General features: G+C 69.3%; 12 protein-coding genes and 1 pseudogene. 5 read left to right on the forward strand and 8 right to left on the reverse strand.

The features are described 5' to 3' along the window. Positions 1–241 precede the first annotated feature (241 nt). The 3 genes from KY572_RS09285 to KY572_RS47100 are packed head-to-tail and all read right to left on the reverse strand — an operon-like array spanning position 242 to position 1,589. Positions 242–1,285, reverse strand: a complete 1,044-nt coding sequence (locus tag KY572_RS09285) for an SGNH/GDSL hydrolase family protein (RefSeq protein ID WP_224242181.1) — start codon at positions 1,283–1,285, stop codon at positions 242–244. Between the two features lie 35 nt (positions 1,286–1,320). Continuing rightward, entirely contained in the window at positions 1,321–1,464 is a 144-nt protein-coding gene (locus KY572_RS09290; protein WP_224242182.1) for a hypothetical protein, read from the reverse strand. Beyond that, a complete protein-coding gene (locus tag KY572_RS47100) occupies positions 1,461–1,589 on the reverse strand; it encodes a hypothetical protein (RefSeq protein ID WP_263451539.1) in 129 nt (42 codons plus the stop codon). The genes KY572_RS09290 and KY572_RS47100 overlap by 4 nt, the downstream gene beginning before the upstream one ends. A gap of 37 nt (positions 1,590–1,626) precedes the next feature. On the opposite strand from KY572_RS47100, the pseudogene KY572_RS09295 reads away from it, so the two are divergent. Beyond that, positions 1,627–1,964 (forward strand): annotated as a pseudogene (locus KY572_RS09295) (NUDIX hydrolase). Positions 1,965–1,967: 3 nt separating this feature from the next. Here the strand turns inward: KY572_RS09295 and KY572_RS09300 are convergent. The 3 genes from KY572_RS09300 to KY572_RS09310 form a co-directional block, all read right to left on the reverse strand. After that, complete coding sequence (locus tag KY572_RS09300) at positions 1,968–2,993, reverse strand: aldo/keto reductase (RefSeq protein ID WP_224242183.1); 1,026 nt, start codon at positions 2,991–2,993, stop codon at positions 1,968–1,970. 201 nt (positions 2,994–3,194) lie between these two features. Next, the gene (locus KY572_RS09305) at positions 3,195–4,514 is read right to left on the reverse strand and encodes a DUF1552 domain-containing protein (protein ID WP_224242184.1); all 1,320 of its coding nucleotides are present in this window, start codon (positions 4,512–4,514) and stop codon (positions 3,195–3,197) included. A 23-nt stretch (positions 4,515–4,537) separates the two neighbouring features. Further along, positions 4,538–6,205 (reverse strand): DUF1592 domain-containing protein, encoded by a 1,668-nt coding sequence (locus tag KY572_RS09310; RefSeq protein WP_224242185.1) that lies wholly within the window; start codon positions 6,203–6,205, stop codon positions 4,538–4,540. Between the two features lie 258 nt (positions 6,206–6,463). On the opposite strand from KY572_RS09310, the gene KY572_RS09315 reads away from it, so the two are divergent. Further along, the gene (locus KY572_RS09315; RefSeq protein ID WP_224242186.1) at positions 6,464–7,741 is read left to right on the forward strand and encodes an MFS transporter; all 1,278 of its coding nucleotides are present in this window, start codon (positions 6,464–6,466) and stop codon (positions 7,739–7,741) included. Positions 7,742–7,775: 34 nt separating this feature from the next. On the opposite strand, the gene KY572_RS09320 is transcribed toward KY572_RS09315, so the two are convergent. After that, entirely contained in the window at positions 7,776–10,211 is a 2,436-nt protein-coding gene (locus KY572_RS09320; protein ID WP_224242187.1) for an ABC transporter permease, read from the reverse strand. Between the two features lie 280 nt (positions 10,212–10,491). Between KY572_RS09320 and KY572_RS09325 the strand changes: the two genes are divergently transcribed. Together KY572_RS09325 and KY572_RS09330 are read left to right on the forward strand one after the other, a co-directional pair. Further along, the gene (locus KY572_RS09325; RefSeq protein WP_224242188.1) at positions 10,492–12,705 is read left to right on the forward strand and encodes an ATP-binding protein; all 2,214 of its coding nucleotides are present in this window, start codon (positions 10,492–10,494) and stop codon (positions 12,703–12,705) included. A gap of 155 nt (positions 12,706–12,860) precedes the next feature. Then, complete coding sequence (locus KY572_RS09330) at positions 12,861–13,613, forward strand: hypothetical protein (protein ID WP_224242189.1); 753 nt, start codon at positions 12,861–12,863, stop codon at positions 13,611–13,613. A 24-nt stretch (positions 13,614–13,637) separates the two neighbouring features. Here KY572_RS09330 and sugE read toward each other — a convergent pair whose 3' ends face one another. Further along, a complete protein-coding gene (gene sugE / locus KY572_RS09335; RefSeq protein ID WP_224242190.1) occupies positions 13,638–13,964 on the reverse strand; it encodes a quaternary ammonium compound efflux SMR transporter SugE in 327 nt (108 codons plus the stop codon). 193 nt (positions 13,965–14,157) lie between these two features. Here sugE and KY572_RS09340 point away from each other — a divergent pair, with 193 nt between their 5' ends. Continuing rightward, complete coding sequence (locus KY572_RS09340; protein WP_224242191.1) at positions 14,158–15,342, forward strand: FadR/GntR family transcriptional regulator; 1,185 nt, start codon at positions 14,158–14,160, stop codon at positions 15,340–15,342. The last annotated feature ends 50 nt before the right edge of the window (positions 15,343–15,392 follow it).

Below are 15,392 nucleotides of genomic sequence, written 5' to 3' on the forward strand. Positions count from 1 at the left end.
GGGTAGAAGCATCCGCCACGGTCCTTCCTCTCGGAGCCAGTTCATGTCCCTGCGTACCCGCCTCCTTGCCGCCCTCATGCTGCTCGCGGTCTCCAGTTGCGCGGGGGCCCGGCACGCTCCCTCCGCCGACAGCGAGGCCCTGGCCCGCGTGGTGGCATGCACCTTGTCGCGCCGAATCAGTGCTTGTCTCAACCGCACCATGCTCAGGGACGAGTGGCAACCGACCCGCTGGCTGTCCGACTCACACCCCGCGGCTCCAGCTCAGCACCGATGAGAGAACAGGCTCGAGCTGCTCCGCCATCTTCCGGTGGCCCGTGACGCTCGGGTGCGAGTCACAGCCGAAGTCTCCTGGCATCTCCAGGGTGTCCTCGATGAGCGCCAGATGCGTCCGCCCGCCATCCCTCGCGCGCTGGCGCTCCACGATGGTTCGGAGCCAGTCGGTCGCCGGGTCCATCATGCGCGGACCCGCAACGCTGAAGATGGGCACCTCCGGCCAGGACCGCCTCACGTCGGCGATGAACACCTCGTAGCACTTCGCGAACACCTCCCAGGGAGGGTGCGGCCGGGTGGAGAAGTCGTTCGTCCCCAGGTTGATGATCACGGCATGGGGAGCCGGGTAGCGGAAGTCCCAGTCCGGCTGCGCCTTCTCCGCCAGGGCCTGGGCGAAGTAGCGGGGCATCGGCTTGGGGGAGGTCGGCGTCAGCTCTCCGTAGTTGCGCACCACGCCGCGCCCGGACTTCGCGAGGATCTCGTACTCGGCACCGAGCCGCTGGGAGACCATGGCCGCGTAGGTCTGCTCGACGTTCTGCGTCTCGCGTGAGAACGCGTCTCCGAGCTGCCCCTCGTTCCCATAGCCCGCGGTGAACGAGTCCCCGATGAAGAGCAGCCTCCGCTCCGGCCTCGGTGGCAGCTCCACGAGGCCACGCCCTGGATCGAGAAGGAAGCCGTGGAAGACAGCCTGGCCCCACTCGGACTCCGTGCGCCGCGTCAGCCGCACCGTGTGCCGGCCCGCCGGAAGCTTCCGCGCCAGCACGTACACCTGCTCCGAGGTGGTGCGGAGCACGGTGGAAGGCTGGCCGTCCACGGACACATTGTAGTCGTTGTTTCCATCCTCGAGCAGGACGGCGCAGGTGGTGCCTTCGAAGGCTGCCTCGATCGTGACGCCCGGCCAGTCGAAGGCCGGCGCCTTCGCGTCGGAGAAGTCGAAGCGGCCGGTGTAGCGGATGAGCGGGTGATCCGCATCCACCCGGGCCCCATGCTCGACTGTGGGGAGAGTCCTCTTCACTGAGTCCAAGCTCATGCCGACGCGTTCCGCTCTGCTCACAGCCTGGCGATCTGGGCCGGGGTCTCGGCCGCGAGGTTGGCGGTCGTCACCACCGGCCCGTGACCAGGGACGATGAGGGTGGGCGGATCCTCCGCGAGCAGCGCGTTCAAGCGCTCCTTGAGTGCGCGCCGGTCTTTCACGACACCACCAGCCCGTCCGTGCCCCGGAAGACCAGCGTGGTCGCATAGGCGCCCTTGTTGAACTGGTACTCGCGCCAGAGCACGGCGCGCTCCTCATCGATGACGTTCCAGCCTCGGAGGTCCATGGATGTGACGCGCTACTGAGAGTCGAGCAGCCCTGCAATGGGAGATTATGAGCGGGTCCATGAGCGCGGCTACGATTCGCTCACCGCTTTTGCCGAAGCACGCCCCACGGCCTCGCTGGTGGCGCTGGTCGAGGAACTCGGGGCGGATGACATCGCCGCAGTGCAGGTGTTCAGCGGGTTGGTCGCGGAGGCGGAACGGAGCCGTCGAGTCACACGTCTGGTGCGCGGGCAAGTACCTATACCCCCGAGACTCATCAGGAGCGCGTCGACCAGGTTGGCGATGCGCTCCTCGCCACGCCTCCGCCGCCAGGCTGGCGCCCGCTCGGCCCCGACGACGAGCTGCTCCTCACGCTTCTTCCCGACGAGGAGGTCTGAGGTTCAGTTCTTCTGAGGCTGCGGGTTGACCTGCGCCGCCAGCGGACCCAGCCACTCCGGGTTCTTGGTCGTGCCGTCGAACCGCTGGCTCGTCTTGTACTTCTCGAAGGAGCCATCCTTCGCCGCCTTCTCGGTCTTGGCGAGCAGCGCCGCCACCTCCTTCTCCGACAGGGGCTTGAACCCTCGCGCCACTTGGAGCGCCTGGTCCAACCGCTCCATCGTGTCGATTCCGGTGATCACCACGCTCACCGGCAGCGACAGGCTGTAGCGCAGGCACTCGGGCGCGGTGACAGTCTTGCTGTCCAGGATGATCTTGCCGCCCATCGGCTTCATCCCCAGCACGCCGATCTCCTCACGCACCAGCACGGGCAGCACCCGCTTCTCGAAGCTGTCGAAGTGCGCGTCCATCACGTTGAGCGGCATCTGCACCGCGTCGAACCGGAACCCGTTCTTCTTCGCCGTCTCCAGCATCTTCAGGTGCATCGCCGGAGACTTGTGCCCCGTGAAGCCCAGGAAGCGCGCCTTGCCCGCCTTGCGCGCGGCAATCATCGCCTCCATCACGTTACCCTTGGCGAAGGCCAGCTCCGGGTCCTTCTCGTAGATGACCTCGTGCAGCTGCAGCAGGTCCAGGTGATCGGTCTGCAGGCGCTCGAGCGACTCGTCGATCTGCGCCTCGGCCGTCTTCCGGTCCCGGCCGTCGATCTTCGTCATCAGGAACGCCTTGGACCGGTAGCCGTCCCTCAGCGCCTTGCCCATCCGGATCTCGCTCTGCCCCTCGTTGTAGTCCCAGCAGTTGTCGAGGAAGTTCAGCCCGTTGTCGAGCGCGCGCCGGATGAGCTGGATGCTCTCGTTCTCGTCCTTCTGCGTGCCGATGTGGAAGCCGCCCACCCCGATGCAGGAGATCTGCTCTCCCGTCCGGCCCAGCTTCCGCCGCGCGATCGGCTGGGCCGAAGACGCGCCTGTCTCGGCGAAGGCCGTCTGGGACACCATCAGCGCGAGCGTGGCTTCGAGGAACTCTCTTCGGTTCATGGGCGCGATCTCCGGTGGTGCGCACGCAGGTGCGTGACGCGGGAGCCTCATCGCCACCGAGGCCCCGAGCAATCCACCTTCCACCCAACTGTGTCCTCCCGGAGAGGACAGGGGGCACGTGCGTCAGCCGGTGCACGTGTCCCCGGGGCAACTGTCTCGTGCGCCACACACCGAGACAGCCCGCCCTCGTCAGCCCATGCCTCAGACGAGGTTCGGCAGCGGGCCCTTGCAGTGCGCCGGGTTGCCGAACTTCGTCGCCGGCACGCCCATCGCGTTGAGCACCGAGACGAGCAGATCGTTGTGCCAGGCGTTGTTGTACTTGAGGTACCGGCCCGTCCGGAAATAGCCGCCGCAGCTGCCCGCCAGCACGAAAGGCACGTCGTTGCGGGTGTGGCTGTTGCCCTTGCCCAGCTCGTTGCCCCAGAGCACCGCCGTGTTGTCCAGCAGCTTCTTGTCCCCCTCGGTGATCGAGTTCAGCTTCCCGAGCAGGTAGGCGAACTGCTGCGCGTACCAGGTGTTGATCTTCGTCAGCTTGTCCTGGACCACCGTATCGCTGTCGCCGAAGTGCGACAGGTCATGGTGCCTGTCGGCCACGCCCGCCCAGGGGTGCGACACCTGGCTGACGCTCCTGCTCCACTGGAGCGTGGCCACCTTCGTCAGGTTGCACGTGAGCGCCATGGCCAGCAGGTCCATCTGCAGCCTGCCCACCGCCGGGTAGTTCTCGTTCTTCATGTGGTCCATCGACGCGGGCTGCGCCGGCTTCACGCAGGCCGCGCCGGGCGCCGTCGCCTCGAGATCCAACCGCCGCTCGATGTCCCGGATGGACTCCAGGTGCGCGTCCACCTTCTGCAGGTCCGTTCCTCCCAGCCGCGTCTTCAGCCGCAGGAAGTCATCCTTCGTGCTGTCGAGCACCGACTGACGCCGGAAGCGCAGCTCGGCCAGCCCCTGCGGGTCCGTGTTGAAGTTGGCGAAGATGCGGTCGAACATGCCGCGCGGGTTGTCCTCCGGCGGCAGCGGCGTGCCCGGCCCCGAGTAGGACATGCGCGACCAGATGTTGGCGCCGCCCGTCTGCACCCCGAACAGCAGGGACGGGAACCGGTCGTTCTGCCCCACCTTGTTGGCGATCTCCTGATCCACGGAGATGCCGCCGCCCCAGCCCACCGTCGACGAGTCTCCGCCGGGGAACAGGGTGCCCGACTGGAGCTCCGTGCCGGTGAGCAGCTGGGCCATGCCCTTCTGGTGCGCATCGCCCGGGCCGAACCCAGCCGACTGCATGTTCAGGTTGTCGAGGATGAGCAGCTTCGACTTGAACTCGTTCAGCGGCGCGAGGATGGACCCCAGCGTGAAGGCGGTCTCCGTGCCGGTGGGCGTCCAGTTGGGGGGAATCGTCCCGTTGGCGCTGAAGACGAACACGAAGCGCTTGGGCGCGGCCGCCGTGGCGGCTTGGGCCTCCATCGCCTCCAGGAACGGCAGCGCGATGCCCACTCCGGCCAGGCCCCGCAGCAGGGTACGACGGCTCAAGGGTTTGCGGATCATGGGGGTCCTCACTGAGCGGCGAGAGCCGGCTGGCGGTAGCGGAAGGCGTCGGACAGGGCGAGCTGCACCATCAGCTCGCGGAGGTTGTAGCCGGTGGCGGCGAACTGGCGCTGGAGCTCCTGCAGCTCGCACTTCTCCGCTTCCACCTCGGCGCGGCCGTTGGCGAAGCGGAACCACTGCGTGGCGATGCAGTCCTTCACGTAGGTGCTCTCGGCGAAGCGGCGAGACATCTCCACCGCGCCCACGAAGTTGCCGTTGGCGTCCTCCGCCTTGGAGACGCCGCCGCTGGCGTCCACGGGCAGGGCCCCCTCGTGCGTCCGGTAGCCGCCCACCCCGTCGTAGTTCTCGAAGGTGAACCCGATGGGGTCGATGAGCGCGTGGCAGCCCGAGCACGCCGGGTTGGACGTGTGCTCGGCGAAGCGCTCGCGCGTGGTGGAGTCCGGGGTGGGGTCCGGCGGCATGCCCACGTCGTCCGGCGGCGTGGGCAGCGTCTGGCAGAGGATCTGCTTGCGCACGAAGACGCCGCGGTGGATGGGCGAGCTCTGGTTCGGCTTGGCGTGGCTCGCCAGGAAGCTGGCCTGCGTCAGGAAGCCGGCGCGCTGCAGCGGGTTGACGGCCACCTTCTCGAAGGCCGTCCCCGTCGGGCCGTTGATGCCGTAGAAGGCCGCCAGCTCCTTGTTCGCGAAGGTGAAGTTCGCGTTGAACAGCTGCGAGGCGTCCCCCTCGAAGAAGACGTAGTCGAGGAACTTCTCCGTCTCCGTGCGCATGGCCGCCTTCAGCGGCTCGAAGCTCGGGTAGAGCGTGTTGTCCTTGGTGACGTGCTCCAGCTCGTCCAGCATCAGCCACTGCTTGTGGAACTCGGCCACCATGCGGTGCGCCTTCGGATCATTCAGCATCCGCCGCACCTGGGCCTCCACCTGCTCGCGGGTGGAGAGCTGGTCCGCGTCCGCCGCCTGGAACAGCGCCGGGTCCGGCATCGTGCCCCAGAGGAAGTACGAGAGCCGGGACGCCATCTCATGGGACGTCGTCTGCACCGGGCCGCCCTGCGTGCTCGGCCGGCCGGACTCGACACGGTAGAGGAAGAAGGGCGACTGGAGCAGCGACTCGATGACCATCCGGATGCCGGTGGCGAAGTCCTTCCGCGTCCTGCCGGCCTGGTACACGCTGCCCAGCCGAGCCACCTCCTCGGCCTCCAGCGGACGGCGCCAGGCGCGCTTTCCGAACTGCTCGATGAACTGCCGGGCGCAGGTGGCCTCGGTCGCGGCGGTGGGCTGGCAGGGCAGAATCTTGGAGAGATCCGCGGCCGCCGCCAGGGTCTCCGAGGCCGTCATCCACTGCTCCACGTGCAGCAGGGTGACGTTGAGCGCGTAGGCGTTGTTCTTGAAGCCGAGCGACTCCTCCTCGGGAGCGAACGCCTTGGCCGGCTGCAGGGTGGTTCCCAGCAGATCCCGCACCGTGTTGTCGTACTCGAAGCGGTTGAGCCGGCGCAGCGGCGAGGGCCCCGGCTGCACGGCGGTGGCCGGGCAGGACGTGGCCTCCGGGCCTGTGGGCTGCTCGGGGGAGGGCACCTCGGGCCCGCTCGGCAGCTCCATGTCGGCCTGCCCGAAGCAGCCGCCCAGCGGGAGCGCCGCCGCGATCAGCCAGGTGAGTCCAAATGTACGCAGGGGTGAGCTCAAGGGGGTTTCCTCAGGGGATGAGGAGGTGGGGTGCAAAACACCTAGGCAAGGCCCGGGCCAAATCCAGAAACTCATGATCTCAGTGATTTGGGGCTGCCCTGGAGGGAACCCACATGCGCCTGGACACTCCAGTTGGTGTGGACAGTCCACCACACTCTTCTCACCGGGAACAATCAACCCACCTGGCAGGCGGAGCCCTGCCGGCGTCCAGCGGCCCCCGAGGCGGAGGGCCGTGGCCTGTTCAAACGGGGTGCGTTGATGTCAGATACCGACGTGCGTCAGCGGCTGCTCTCCATCTTCGGCGGCTCGGTCGGCAACCTCATCGAGTGGTACGACTTCTACATCTACTCGGCCTTCTCGCTGTACTTCGCGAAGGCGTTCTTCCCGAGCGACAACCCCCTCGTCGAGCAGCTGAACTCCGCTGGAGTGTTCGCGCTCGGCTTCCTGGTGCGCCCCATTGGCGGGTGGGTGATGGGCCTGTACGCGGACCTGCGGGGGCGCCGCTCCGCGCTGTCGCTGTCCGTCTTCCTGATGTGCCTGGGCTCGTTCGTCATCGCCGTGTGCCCCACGTACGCGCAGGTTGGAGTGCTGGCGCCGGCGGTGCTGCTGATGGCCCGGCTGCTCCAGGGGCTCTCGCTGGGCGGGGAGTACGGCACCAGCGCCACGTACCTGAGTGAGGTGGCCACCTCGAAGCACCGGGGCTTCTACAGCTCCTTCCAGTACGTGACGCTCATCATGGGCCAGCTGCTGGCGACGGTGACGCTGCTGGTGCTGCAGCGCCTGGTGCTCACCCACGCGCAGCTGGAGGCGTGGGGCTGGCGCATCCCGTTCCTGGCCGGCGCGGCGCTCGCGGTGGTGGGCTTCTACCTGCGCCGCAACATGGTGGAGACGGAGGCCTTCCAGGCGGAGGCGACGCGGAAGACGGAGCACCGGCCCATGCGCGAGCTCTTGCGTCACCCGAAGGAGCTGGCGCTCGTCGTCGGGCTGACGATGGGCGGCACGCTCGCCTTCTACACGTACACCGTCTACATGCCGAAGTTCCTGGTGAACACGGTGGGGCTGACGAGGGATAAGGCCACGCTCATCTCCGTGGCGTCCCTGTTCCTCTACATGCTGCTGCAGCCGGTGTTCGGCCTGCTCTCGGACAAGGTGGGCCGAAGGCCCGTGCTGATGGGGTTCGGCCTGCTGGGCACGCTGTGCACGGTGCCGCTGCTGACGGCGCTGACGCAAACCCGGGATGCGTTCACGGCCTTCCTGCTCGTCATGGCGGCGCTGGTCATCGTCTCGGGCTACACCTCCATCAACGCCGTGGTGAAGGCGGAGCTGTTCCCCGCGAGCATCCGCGCCCTGGGCGTGGGGCTGCCCTATGCGCTGACCGTGTCCCTGTTCGGCGGGACGGCCGAGTACGTGGGCACGTGGCTCAAGCTGGCCGGCCACGAGCCCTGGTTCTTCTGGTACGTGACGGGCTGCATCCTCTGCTCGCTGCTCGTCTACACCTTCATGCGGGACACGCGGCGGCACCACCGCTTCGGCTGAAGGCCCCGCATCCTTATATAGGGACGGATGGTCCTCACTCGGCGCGCAGCGCCACGACGGGGTCCACCCGGAGCGCGCGGCGCGTGGGCAGGTAGCTGGCCAGCAGCGAGGTGCCCATCAGCGCCACCACTCCCGCGGCGAAGGAGACAGGGTCCGTGGCGCTCAGGCCGAAGAGCAGCCCCTCCAGCACCCGGGTGAGCACGGCGGCCCCGGCCAGTCCCAGCCCGATGCCGACCAGCACCGCCGCCATGCCCTGGCCCATGACCAGGCGCAGCACGTCCCTCGGCCGGGCGCCGAGCGCCACGCGGATGCCGATCTCCCGCGTCCGCTGCGCCACCGACCAGGAGACGACGCCCGCGATGCCCACCGCGGCCAACCCCACCGCCAGCGCGGCGAACAGGCCCAGCAGGAGCGCCCGGAAGCGCGGCTGCGCCATCGCCCCGGACAGGAGCGCCTCCGCGGTGCGGATGTTGAACAGCGGCATCTCCGGATCGATGCGCCGCGCCACTCCGCGGACGGCGGCCAGCAGCGTGCCCGCGTCGCGCTCCGCGCGGACCACCAGCGTGTACTGCCACGCCGGCACCTGGAGCTGGGACTGGTAGAGCTCCGGCGAGGACTCCTTCTCGAGCCCGAGCTGCCGGACATCTCCCACCACGCCAATCACCTCCAGCCAGGTGGGGCTCGCCGGGTTGCCCACGCTGACCTTCCGGCCGACCGGATCCTCCTGAGGGAAGAAGCGGCGCGCCATGGCGCTGTTGATGACCGCCACGCGTGGGGCGCTCTCCGTGTCGCGCGCGTCGAACACCCGCCCGGACAGCAGCGGGATGCCCAGGGCGCGGAAGTAGCCGGGGCTGCTCGTGCGCGCCTCCGCGCAGGGTGGCGGCCCCGAGCCCAGGGGACGCCCCTCGACGAGCACCGGCTGGCACGAGTCCACCCCGCTCAGCGGCAGCAGGTTGATGGTGCCCGCCTCGACCACGCCCGGCAGCGCGCGCACCTCGTCCAGCAGCCGGTGGGAGTTCGTCAGCACCTGATCGGGCCGCGTGGTGTTGGGCCTGGGCGTGGTGAGCTCCACCATCAGCACCTGCTCGGGCTGGAAGCCGGGATCCACCTGGTGGAGCCGCCAGAAGCTCTTCAGCAGCAGCCCCGCGCCCACCAGGAGGATGAGCGAGAGCGCCACCTCGCCCGCGACCAGGGACTGGCGGGTCCACTTCTGCGAGCGCCCCGCGGACGTCGTGCGTCCCGCCGCGCCGGAGGTGGCCTGCAACGCGAGCCGTGAGCCCTGCAGCGCGGGGAGCACTCCGAAGAGCACGCCCGTCGACAGCGACACCGCGAGCGCGAAGGTGAGCACCCGCGCGTCCACCTGCACGTGCTGCACTCGGGGAACGGCGCCCCCGCTCAGCGCCACGAGCAGGTCAGTGAGCCACAGCGAGAGCAGCAGCCCCAGGGCTCCACCCAGGAGCGCCACCATGAGGCTCTCCACCAGGAGCTGGCGCAGCAGCCGTCCCCGGCTGGCCCCGAGCGCGGAGCGGATGGCCAGCTCGCGCTGCCGCATGACGGAGCGGGCGACGAGGAGGTTGGCCACGTTGGCGGTGGCGATGAGCAGCACGAAGCCCACCGCCCCCAGCAGCAGGAGCAGCGCCGGACGGACCTCCTGCACGACGGAGTCGGCCAGCGGCATCACCAGGGCGCGCTGGCCGGTGTTGGTGGCGGGGAAGTCCTTCGCCAGCCGCTGGTTGATGGCGTCGAGCTCCTCCTGGGCCTGAGCGACGGTGACGCCCGGGCGCAGCCGGCCCAGCACGGAGATCCACCGCACGCCGCGCATCACGGGCGGAGCGCTCAGCGAGCGGGGGTGCCACAGGTCCGGCACGCCTCGCTTCTCCACGATGGGGGGCTCGAGGCCCGCCGGTGCCACGCCGATGATGGTGTTCGGAGCGCCCGCCAGGAAGACGGTGCGGCCGAGCACGGACGGGTCCGCGCCGAAGTGCCGCCGCCACAGGGGCTCGCTGAGGACGATGACCTTGTCCTCGGGCTTGCCGTCGGCGCCCGTCTCGAAGAATCGGCCGAGGACCGGCGTGACGCCGAGCAGCGGGAAGAACTCCGGAGAGACGGAGCCGGAGCGCACCTGCACCGAGCCCGTCGAGTCCACCAGGGTGGCGGCGCCGCTGCCGTAGGCCACCAGAGTCTCGAACGCACGGCTCTCCGCCTTCCAGTCGAGGAAGTCGTTGCTCGACACGCCGTAGTCCGTCCGGCCCGCGTCGCCGGCCTGCCTGGCCCGCTCCTCATCCACGCCCCACACGCGCACCAGGCGCTCGGGCTCGGCGAAGGGGAACGGCCGCAGGAGCACGGCGTTGATGACGCTGAAGATGGACGTGTTCGCGCCGACACCGAGCGCCAGCGTGAGAACGACGACCAGGGTCAGACCGGGTTGCCGGGCCCACACCCGGAAGCCGAAGCGAAGGTCTTGCCACATGCACATTCACCCAAGGCCACGGGGACGCCCGGACGGAACCCTCCTCCGCCTGGACTCGCCCTGGCGGCGGCAAGGACGTGCAACGCATATGCCTCCAAGCGGGTTGAAGTGGCAAGGAGCGCGGCCGAGGGAGCAGGGGTGCCACGCCCCGGAGGGAGCCAGCCTGGCTGTCCGCATGTGGGATCGCCCATTCCAGGAGCGGGAGCAGGAGCGCGTATTCCAGGGCCCCACGTGATAGAGCGGCTCTCGGGGGCCCGGGGCCGAGCCGGGAGCCTGCGCCATGACCGCCACTTCCACTCCCCGCCTCAGAGCCTCCCTGGCCCGCTCGACACTGGTCAAGATGGGGGTGGGAGTCGCTGGCATCATCGCCCTGACGACCTTCTTCAGCTACCGCCACATGGTCCGCTCCCTGCGGGCCGAGGCCCTGGGGTACCTGGAGAAGTACGTCTCGGAGCGCGCGCAGCGCGAGCAGGCCCTCTTCCTGCTGGCGGAGGACAACCATGCCCTCCTGAAGCGGGCGCTGGAGGAGCGCATCCGCGCCCTGCGCCAGGAGGATCCGAACCCCCGCTTCGAGAGCCTCTTCACGCGGATGCCCGACGGGACGATCCGCAGCCGCCCGGAGCGCTTCGATGGCCGGCGCATGCCTGGCGTCTTCGTCTCCAGCGGGACGCCGCTCGACGAGGAGCTGCGCCGCCGGCTCCTGGCCACCTACGACGTGCTCCACCAGTACGGGCCGGCGTTCCACACGCGCTTCACCAACACCTACGTCACCCTGCCGGAGAAGCTCCTCGCCATCTACTGGCCGGAGAGCCCCGCCTGGGTCCAGGAGGCGCAGACGGACTCGCCAGTCACCAGCCTGGAGCTCTTCACGATCAGCCTGCCCGAGCACAACCCGAGCCGGCGGACGGCCTGGTGCGGCATCTTCGCGGACACGGTCATCGGCAGCTGGATGGTCTCGGTCTCCACGCCGCTGGACCTGGATGGCCGCCACGTGGCGACGTTCAGCCACGACATCCTCCTCAAGGATTTGATGGGTCGCACGCTCAACGAGCGGCTGCCGGGCTCGTACAACATGATCTTCCGGGACGATGGCCTGCTCATCGCCCACCCCGAGCTGATGAAGGAGGATGCCGTCGGCACCTACAACATCCGGGAGGCCGACTCGCGCCTGGAGTCTGGCGAGCTGCTGAAGCGCATCTTCGAGCGGGTGAGGAACCGCCGGCCGGAGCAGACGGTGCTCGAGGAGGGCGACGTGTTCCTGGCGGTGGCTCGGCTGAGGGGGCCGGAGTGGAACTTCGTCACCGTGCTGCCCAGGAGCGAGGTGACGAGGCCCGCGGCGCTCGCGGCCCGCTATGTCCTGGTGCTCGGCGGGCTGGCCCTGCTCATGGTGCTGGGCATCATGTACGGGGTGATGCGGGGGCAGATCACCCGCCCGCTGCAGGGCTTCACGCGGGCGGCGGATCAGGTGGCCAACGGGGACTTCAAGGTCCAGATGGACACCTCGCGCGAGGATGAGCTGGGGCACCTGGCGCGCGCCTTCCAGGTGATGGCGGACGGCGTCCAGCGGCGCGAGGAGGCGCTGCGGCAGGCCAACGACGAGCTGGAGCAGCGGGTGCGGGAGCGCACGCGCGAGCTGAAGGAGATCCACCGCCGGCTGGTGGACAGCGCGCGCCAGGCTGGCATGGCGGAGATCGCCACCAACGTGCTGCACACCGTCGGCAACGTGCTCAACAGCGTGCAGACCTCGGTGCTGATGGCGAAGGAGCGGATGGATGCGATGAAGCTGGACCGCGTGGGCAAGCTGGGGGAGCTGCTCGAGGCGCACCAGGCCGACCTGCCGACCTTCCTCGCCCAGGACGAGCGGGGGCACATCATCCCCGCCTTCTTGAGCCGGCTCGGGCGGAGCCTGGAGGAGGAGCGCCGTCGGCTGCACGAGGCGCTCGAGGAGGTCCGCCGCCACACCGAGCACATCAGCGCCATCGTCAACTTCCAGCCGTACGTCGCCAAGGTCCCGCGCTCGCTCGAGCCGGTCGCCCTGGGAGAGCTCATCGAGGAAGTCCTGCGGCTCGACTCGGCGGCGCTCAGCCGCCATGAGGTGAAGGTGGAGCGGCACCTGGCCGAGCTGCCCCCGGTGCTGACGGAGAAGCACACGGTGCTCAGGATCCTGATGAACCTGATCAGCAATGCCAGGTACGCCCTGGAGGCCAACAGCCCGGGGGAGCGGCGCCTGACGTTGAGGCTCGAGCCGCTCGCTGGCGGGCGGGCCCTCCTCGAGGTGAGCGACAACGGCATCGGAATCCCGTCGGAGCTGCTCACGCGCATCTTCGAGGCCGGCTTCACCACCCGGGCGGAGGGGCACGGCTTCGGCCTGCACTCCAGCGCCATCGCGGCCCAGGAGCTGGGCGGTTCCCTGAGGGCGTACAGCGATGGGGAAGGGCTCGGTGCCACCTTCCGGCTGGAGCTCCCCTGCCAGCCGCATTCGGCTCCTGCCTGACGCGGGGACTGCGCCTCCATCCAGTTATTCTGGCAGGTGTAGGACCTGATCCTCCCGCGAAGGATTCCTGGCGGGGGAGACGGGGTGAGGCGTCTCGCATTCGTGATGCCGTGGGCGGCGGTGCTCGGGGTGACAGGGGGGGCTCGCTGCGGAAGATGTCCCGGACGGCGGCCTCGGGCGCCATCGAGTCGCTGGGAGCGCCCGGAGAGGAGGAGGAGTTCCGGCGCAAGGTGGGCCGCCTGGCGGACCACCTCGTGGACGACGCGCTCCAGAACCCGAAGCCGAGCCCGCGTGAGATTGCCCGCGAGCCAGCGGCCGGCATGCTGGAGGGCCTGGAGGGCTACCTCGCCCAGGAAGGGCAGGGCGAGCAGCTCGGCCAGGCCGGGGCGAGCTCCTTCCACGAGATGGGCCCGGTGCTGTCCGCGGAGGTGCGGGGGATGGCGCCCGCGACGCGGCTGCTCTTCGCGGAGAGCGGGCGAGGGCTCGTGGACGGGCTCTCCTCGTGCCGCGAGGAGCTTGCCACCCTCATGGGAGAGATTGCCGACGAGGTGGGCCGCTCCATGGCGCGGGCCATGGCCGAGCAGCTCCGGGCCGAGTTGCGGCAGCAGCTGGACGCTCCGCCGGATCCGGCGCTGGCTCGGGCCGTCGAGGGTGTGGCGGCTGGGGCGGCGGCCGCGGGCGTGCGAGGCGCCATGGCCGAGCTGGGCCAGACGGTGCCCGCGTGCAAGGACGGCCCGTGCGCGCCTCGGGTGGTTTCCCAGCTCAGCCGGTCTGCGCTCGGGGGCGCGGTGGCGGCGATGGCTCCCATCGTCCTGGTCGGGCTCGCGGCCTTCGCGATTGGCGTGGCTGTGGCGGTCCTGGCCGCGCGGGCGATGGCACGGCGTCACGATCTCCGCCGCCGGGCGTAGCGTGGCGGAGGTGAAGCCCGCGCTTCAGTGCGAGCCGCCCGAGGTGAGCTTCAGGCCGATGATCGACGTGAGCAGCAGCGCGAGGAAGAAGAGCCGTGGTGCCGTCACGGCCTCATGGAAGAGCACGATGCCCAGGATCGCCGCGCCCAGCGCGCCGATGCCGACCCATACGGCATAGGCGGTGCCGATGGGCAGGCTCCGGGCGGCCATCGACAGCAGGACCATGCTGGCGATGATGGCCAGCACCGTAAGGATGGTGGGCACCGGACGGGTGAAGCCCTCGGTGTACTTCAGACCGATGGCCCAGCAGACTTCCAGCACCCCCGCGATGATCAGCAGTACCCATGGCATGACGGGCTCTCTAACCTGTTTCAGGGAAGGCCGGTAAGGCACAAGCGTGTGAGTAGGCAAAAGGCAGCATTCCGCCATCACCCCATCGTTGCTGCTCGCGGAGATGAACGCAGCCCTTCCCTCGGACTGCCGCACGCGTTGTCAGAGGCCTCTGCTTGGATGGGAGCGGCTTGCAACGCGAAGGGTGGCGGGGATGGAACACAAGGGGCTGGTGTCGAGAGTGGCGGAGCAGTTGGAGCGAACGATTGCCCTGGGGCAGTGGCCTAAAGGCAGGCTGCCTTCCGAGCGGCAGATGGCCCAGCGCTATGGGGTGTCGCGCACCACCATCCGAGGCGCCCTCCAGGGGCTGGCCGCCAGAGGACTCATCGTTCAACACCCCGGGCGACAGAGCCGTACGGTGCCCCTGGGTGAAGCGCTGTCGCTGGAGAGCCTGAAGCTGCTGCTGCCCGAGGGCCGCCAAGACATGGACCGCCGGCCGCTGCTCGAGGGGTACTTCGCCCTCAAGCGGGAGGTGACGGTGGAGCTACTGGCCGCCTGCTGCGAGCACGCCAGCCAGCCCGCTGTGGAGCAGCTGCTCAATGCCAGCTTCGCGTTGAGAGATGAGGCCCGCTGGCAGGAGAAGCGCACCCGGTGGGTGGAGCGAGAGTTCGACCTGCTGAGGCTGGCGGCCCAAGGCGCGGACCGTCCCGGCCACCTGCTGCTCCTGATGTCGTTGGAGAAGGCCTTCCGAGGCTTGGCGGACGCGCTGCTCCCCGCGCTGCAACCCGCGGCCCTCCAGCAGTGGGCCCAGTGCGTGTTCAACGCCCTGGCCGACCGTGACGCTCAGGCCCTTCGCCAACAGCTGCCGGCGCTGCTGAAGGCCGCTGACGAGCCGCTGCTCGACCGCCTGGCCCCGGTGCGCGACGCACATACCGCGCCCAAGCCCCCACCGCCTGCCGGGGAGGTGCCCGTGTCGGGCGAGAACGCCAGCAACTGGTATGCTTGTCATACCAGTTCGCAACAAGTCCGGCCGGCAGGGGCGGGCCCGGTCCAGGCGGAGGTGAGCGCCAGCGCGTGTGCCACTTCGAGCCGGAACGCACCCTCAGCTCCACCAGCCCCGTTCTCCGCTGTCGAGTGGCAGGGGGATTCCGGCGAGCCCGAAGCCATTCCGGCCCCACCTGCCCCTTCCTTCTCCACTGGAGGTGTTCCTGGAACGCCCTGTTATCCGCCCACACTGATGCTGGCCTGGCCGCATCCTTCCTCCTCGGCACTCCCGGCGGCAGATGCCGAAGGTCCACCTGCCCCGTGCCCGGACGCTTCCACTGCTGAGGAAAGAGGGCTTGTCCCCAGCGAGGATCAGGCCGCTCTGCTGTTGGACGCTGGGGAGGCGCCTGCGTAGCTGGTCCCAGCGCCGCGCCAGGGGTGGGCGCTCTCCAGCGCTCAGGTGGG

Source organism: Hyalangium gracile, assembly GCF_020103725.1.
In the GTDB taxonomy this organism is placed as follows: domain Bacteria; phylum Myxococcota; class Myxococcia; order Myxococcales; family Myxococcaceae; genus Hyalangium; species Hyalangium gracile.

Excerpts from the sequence above, each read along its gene's own strand:
- KY572_RS09340 (WP_224242191.1), top strand. The coding sequence starts at position 14,158 with ATGGAACACAAGGGGCTGGTGTCGAGAGTGGCGGAGCAGTTGGAGCGA.
- KY572_RS09315 (WP_224242186.1), top strand. The coding sequence starts at position 6,464 with ATGTCAGATACCGACGTGCGTCAGCGGCTGCTCTCCATCTTCGGCGGC.
- sugE (WP_224242190.1), bottom strand. The coding sequence starts at position 13,964 with ATGCCATGGGTACTGCTGATCATCGCGGGGGTGCTGGAAGTCTGCTGG.
- KY572_RS09325 (WP_224242188.1), top strand. The coding sequence starts at position 10,492 with ATGACCGCCACTTCCACTCCCCGCCTCAGAGCCTCCCTGGCCCGCTCG.
- KY572_RS09330 (WP_224242189.1), top strand. The coding sequence starts at position 12,861 with ATGTCCCGGACGGCGGCCTCGGGCGCCATCGAGTCGCTGGGAGCGCCC.
- KY572_RS09300 (WP_224242183.1), bottom strand. The coding sequence starts at position 2,993 with ATGAACCGAAGAGAGTTCCTCGAAGCCACGCTCGCGCTGATGGTGTCC.
- KY572_RS47100 (WP_263451539.1), bottom strand. The coding sequence starts at position 1,589 with ATGGACCTCCGAGGCTGGAACGTCATCGATGAGGAGCGCGCCGTGCTC.
- KY572_RS09320 (WP_224242187.1), bottom strand. The coding sequence starts at position 10,211 with ATGTGGCAAGACCTTCGCTTCGGCTTCCGGGTGTGGGCCCGGCAACCC.